Consider the following 5,549-nt stretch of genomic DNA (forward strand, 5'->3'; position numbering starts at 1 on the left):
CGTCGATGTCCTTGTTGTAGAGATCGCGAATGGTCCGCTTGATCAGCGAGCCTTCTTCATAAACGAGGCACGGGGCCTGGCTCTGCAGGGTCAGCGTGCGCACGCTTTCCCACAGACGCATCAGATATTCGAAGTCGCGCTTCACTTCGGCCTTGGTGCGAGTCGCGCCTGCGGTACGCAGGATGACGCCCATGCCCTGCGGCACTTCGAGGTCCGAGGTGATTTCCTTGAGACGCTTACGGTCAGCAGCATTGGTGATCTTGCGCGAAATGCCACCGCCGCGAGCGGTATTGGGCATCAGCACCGAATAGCGACCGGCGAGCGACAGATAGGTGGTGAGAGCTGCGCCCTTGTTGCCGCGCTCTTCCTTGACCACCTGCACCAGCATCACCTGCCGGCGCTTGATCACTTCCTGGATCTTGTACTGGTGGCGGCGCTGCTGGCTGCGCTGGCGACGTTCCGGCACTTCCTCAAGCGCATCCGCCCCGCCGATCGACTCGACCGGTTCGGTATTGGCCGGAGCCTGCTCGATGTGGCTCTCTTCCTCATGTTCCTGAGGATCGGCTTCGGGGTCAGTTTCGGCCACGCCTTCAGGCACGGAGACTGCGTCTTCCGCTTCGTCGTGGTGCTCTTCCTCGTGCTCTTCATCGCGCAGCAGGGCTTCGCGGTCGGCGACGGGGATCTGGTAGTAGTCCGGGTGGATTTCGCTGAAAGCGAGGAACCCGTGGCGATTGCCGCCATATTCGACGAAGGCCGCCTGCAGGGACGGCTCGACGCGCGTCACCTTGGCGAGGAAGATATTTCCCCGCAACTGGCGGCGGGACGCCGATTCAAAGTCGAATTCTTCCAGCCGGTTACCGGCTGTGACGACAATCCGTGTTTCTTCCGGGTGGATGGCATCCACCAGCATTCTCTTGGTTGCCATAATATACTCCGCGCACCCGCGCGCCAAAGGGCGTCAGCCGGCGAACCGGAGAACCTGGCTCGGCGCGTTGCGGGGCGAATGTGTTGAGAAAAATCGGGCGCGAACCTCTCACGTTCTGCGCACCGGCAAATGTGGTCATGGCCGGGAGATAGGGCGAAGCAAAACGGCAATCGTTCATTTCGATCGCGTCGCGCTTTGTCCGCCTGCGGGCCATATGACCTCTTCCTATTGGATGGCCGGTCCCAAAGACCCACCACCGTCCGATCCCCGTGAGGGACCGAAATTCGTTTGCGAAGGCGCTGAAAATCGCCGCTTTCATGCCGGGCAGGTGCTTGTGTGGCACACTGGCTAGCCGGGGTTCGCAGCGGCGCGAAGGGAATTTGAAACCCTCTCGCTGGCGCTCGCGAAACTCCTGCGCCTTCATATAAGCGTGTATGGTGGTTGCGCCAGATTGGCAACAGGAAAGTCTAAATGTGAGGAATATCGGGCTTTTTGCTTGGGTCCATTCTTTGCGCCCTGTTGCAAATCATCGCATAAGCCGAAAATGCCGCAGAATCGCCCGAAGGGCATGTGACACGGTTTTTCTATACGCATGGGGCCCGAACCAGCTTTGAATTTTCGCGTCATTCGCTCACTCGTCCTCGGGCTCTTCCTGGCCATGGCTCCAGTCCTGCCGCTTCACGCGCAGGAGGCGGCGCCCGCTGCCATTCCGGTCGGTCTGCCCAATGTCATCGATGTGCGCGTCACCGTTGGCGAAGATCGTGCCCGCCTCGTCATCGATCTTGCCTCCAAGACCGAGTTCTCCTTCGTCTCGCTCACGGGCCCTGATCGCCTCGCCATTGACGTGCGCGCCGGCACCTTCTCGGTGCCCGAGCCCAGCGGCGCGCCTTCCGAGACGACGCTTATCGAGTCCTATCTCGTCGAGCAGGCGGCTTCAGACCGCGTTCGCACCACTCTGACCCTTACCGCGCCCGTGCAAGTGCAGCAGGCCTATGTTCTCGATCCCTTCGAAGACCAGCCCGCGCGCCTCGTGGTCGATATCATCCCTGCCGACGCCGCAACCTTCGCTGCCAATGTGGAGCGCGACAAAGAGACCTCGGCAGTCGTTGCCGAAACCGTAGCCGAATCCACCCCGGCCGGCGGCTCCGAACTCCCCATCGCCACCCGTCCTCTGGTCGTCATCGATCCTGGTCACGGCGGCATCGATAGCGGCGCCGAAGCCCCCAATGGCGTGCGCGAAAAGGACATCGTCCTAGCCTTCTCCTTGAAGTTGCAGGAACTCCTCGTCGAATCCGGTCGCTTCGACGTCGCCTTGACGCGCGAAGACGACACCTATCTCCGCCTCGAAGAGCGCGTCGATCTCGCCCGCACCAACAAGGCCGACATCTTCCTCTCCATTCACGCCGACAGCTTCCAGCAGCCCGAAATTCGCGGCGCCAGTGTCTATACGCGCGATGAGAACGCCACCGATGTGCTCGACAAGGTTCTGGCCGATAGCGAAAACAAGTCCGACGTCATCGCCGGTTTCGCCATGCCGCAAATGGCGCCCGAGGTCGTGGACATCCTCCTCGACCTGATGCGCCGCGAAATGCGCAAGCAGTCCTATGTTGCCGCCCAGTCCATCGTGCACCAGCTCGAACCCAGCGTCGCTCTCCGCCGCTTCCCGGTGCGCCAGGCCGATTTCTTCGTGCTGCAGGCGCCCGATGTGCCCTCCGTGCTCATCGAATTGGGCTTCCTCTCCAATCTCGACGACATCACCAACCTGACCCAGTCCGATTGGCAGAACCGTACCGCCGAGGCCATTGCCCGCGGCATTTCCACCTATTTCGACAGCGTCGAAGCCGAACCCTAAGCAAAGTGATTAAGCGCTCGCGCTCGCTCTGCTATTCTGAAAATACCGTCGTGAATCGGGGCAGGGCACACCGCCCCCTCACGGCGTGGAGTATCTGATCGTATGTTTCGTCTACTCGGCTGGCTCTTCGGTTTCGGCATGTTCGTGGCGCTTGGCGGCGTCGCCGCTGCCGCCGTGTATCTCGCCACCGTCTCCGCGCAATTGCCCGACTACACCGTCCTCAAGGACTATCAGCCGCCTGTGACCACTCGCGTCCACGCGGCAGATGGTACGCTTCTGGCCGAGTACGCGCGCGAACGCCGCCTCTTCCAGCCGATCGAAACGGTCCCGCCGCTGCTCGTCCACGCCTTCCTCTCGGCCGAAGACAAGGACTTCTACTCCCACAACGGCATCGCCATCGACGGCATCGTCCGCGCCCTGCGCGACAACCTGCTCGCCCGCATGGACGGCAACAGCTCCATCCAGGGCGGCGGCTCCAGCATCACCCAGCAGGTCGCCAAGAACTTCCTGCTGACCTCGGAGCAGACCTGGGATCGAAAGATTCAGGAAGCGATCCTTGCGATCCGCATCGAGTCGACCTTCACCAAGGACAAGATCCTCGAGCTCTACCTCAACGAAATCTTCCTCGGCCTCAATTCCTACGGCGTCGCCGCTGCGGCCCTGAATTATTTCGACAAGGCGCTCTATCAGCTCACGCTGCCCGAAGCCGCCTACATCGCTGCGCTGCCCAAGGGCCCGAACAATTACCATCCCTTCCGCCGCCCGCAGGCCGCCATCGAGCGCCGAAACTGGGTGATCGATCGCATGGTCGAAAATGGCTACGCGACCCCCGAGGAAGCTGCTGCCGCGAAGGAAGCCCCCCTCAACGTCATTCCCCGCGCCTCCGGCAGCCAGGTCTACGCCGCCGAATACTTCACCGAAGACGTGCGCCGCGAACTAGCCAAGCTCTATGGCGAAGACCAGCTCTATGGCGGCGGCCTTTCGGTCCGCACCACGCTTGAGCCGCGCCTTCAGGAATACGCCCGCCGCGCCCTCATGGATGGCCTGATCGAATACGACCACACCCGTGGTTTCCGCGGCCCCGTCGCCAGCATCGAGCTGGGCGAGGATTGGGGTCTCGACGTGGCCAAGATCAAGCCGCTGAGCGACGTCCCCGAATGGCAGCTTGCCGTCGTGCTCGCCGTCTCGGGCAATGAAGCCCGCATCGGCCTCCGCCCAGAAAACGACGTCGACGGTGCCTCTAGCCCCGCACGCGTCGAAGGCACATTGTCCGGCCCTGAAATCCGCTGGCTGTCAAAGCCCGTGCAGGAACTCGTCAAGGTCGGCGACGTCGTCTACGTCTCCCCGGTCGCGGGCAAGGACGGCATCTTTACCCTCGAACAGGTGCCTGAAGTCGAAGGCTCGCTCGTCGCCATGGACCCGCGCACCGGCCGCGTCCTCGCTATGGTCGGCGGCTTTTCGTTTGCCGAATCCGAGTTCAACCGCGCGACCCAGGCCCTGCGCCAGCCCGGCTCCTCCTTCAAGCCCATCGTCTACGCTGCCGCGCTCGACAACGGCTACACCCCGGCCTCCGTCGTCCTCGACGCTCCGGTCGAAATCCGCAATGGCGACGGCTCCATCTGGCGCCCCGAAAACTACGCCCAGGAATTCTACGGCCCGCAAACGCTCCGCCGCGGCATCGAGCGCAGCCGAAACGTCATGACCGTGCGCCTCGCTCGCGACATCGGCATGCCGCTCATCGCCGAATACGCGCGCATGTTTGGCATCTACGACGACATGCAGCCCGTTCTCGCCATGTCCCTCGGCGCCGGCGAAACCACCAATATGCGCATGACCTCGGCCTACGCGACCATCGCCAATGGCGGCCGCAAGATCGTGCCCACCCTGATCGACCGCATCCAGGATCGCTACGGTAATACCGTCTACCGCCACGACGAGCGCATCTGCGAAGGCTGCGCCGCCGCCGACTGGCACGGGCAGGGCGAGCCGCGCATCCTCGATAACCGTCCCCAGGTTCTCGATCCGATGACCGCCTACCAGATCACCTCCATGCTCGAAGGCGTCGTCCAGCGCGGCACCGGCACCGCCGCCCGCGCCCTCAATCGCCCCGTGGCCGGCAAGACCGGCACCACCAACGACTACAAGGACGCCTGGTTCGTCGGCTTCACCCCCGAATTGGCCGTCGGCATCTATGTCGGCTACGACCAGCCGCGCTCCATGGGTTCTTCCTCCACGGGCGGCGGCATGTCCGTGCCGATCTTCACTAATTTCATGGCCAAGGCCATGGCCGGCAAGCCGCCGACCCCGTTCAACACGCCCGCCGGCATGACCACGGCCTGGATCAATCCCAGCTCCGGCGTGCAGGCCTTCGAAGGCGAATCCGGCATCCAGGAAGCCTTCAAGCCCGGCACCGGCCCCAACCTTATGACCTCCGTCATCGGCGTCGACGTGCAGGGCTACGACGCCGCCCAGCGCCAGATGCAGATGCAGCAGCAATATGGCGGCGCCGTCGTCACCCAACCCAGCGGCAACGGCCAGTTCCTCGACCCGAGCCTGGACGCAGCCCAAAGTCTGTCAGGCAACTAGAAGGCTCGGTCCCTCGGTCGTGATTTGCACACTGCACAGCAAACGCCCATCTTGATGATATGAGCACGAAACGCCTGACCCTCGCCGTCCTGATCACCGCCTGCGCCATTGCTCCGGCGCTGGCCGCGTGCCCGGCCCCCGTGGCCGGCGACACCGCAGCCGCCATCGAGGCCAACCAGCAAAGAC

At 63.2% G+C, this 5,549-nt stretch carries 3 protein-coding genes; 2 read left to right on the plus strand and 1 reads right to left on the minus strand.

Translation table 11 applies throughout. The features are described 5' to 3' along the window. On the minus strand, positions 1-925 hold a 925-nt coding region (locus tag ABW043_RS17220), incomplete at its 3' end, for a ribonuclease E/G (protein ID WP_353922426.1). A gap of 610 nt (positions 926-1,535) precedes the next feature. Here ABW043_RS17220 and ABW043_RS17225 point away from each other — a divergent pair. Both ABW043_RS17225 and ABW043_RS17230 read left to right on the plus strand, forming a co-directional pair. Continuing rightward, a complete protein-coding gene (locus ABW043_RS17225; protein WP_353922427.1) occupies positions 1,536-2,777 on the plus strand; it encodes an N-acetylmuramoyl-L-alanine amidase in 1,242 nt (413 codons plus the stop codon). A 102-nt stretch (positions 2,778-2,879) separates the two neighbouring features. Beyond that, on the plus strand, positions 2,880-5,363 hold the full coding sequence (locus tag ABW043_RS17230) for a penicillin-binding protein 1A (protein WP_353922428.1): 2,484 nt from the start codon (positions 2,880-2,882) through the stop codon (positions 5,361-5,363). Positions 5,364-5,549: the final 186 nt, after the last annotated feature.

Source organism: Devosia sp., assembly GCF_040509215.1.
In the GTDB taxonomy this organism is placed as follows: Bacteria; Pseudomonadota; Alphaproteobacteria; order Rhizobiales; family Devosiaceae; genus Devosia.

Excerpts from the sequence above, each read along its gene's own strand:
- ABW043_RS17230 (WP_353922428.1), top strand. The coding sequence starts at position 2,880 with ATGTTTCGTCTACTCGGCTGGCTCTTCGGTTTCGGCATGTTCGTGGCG.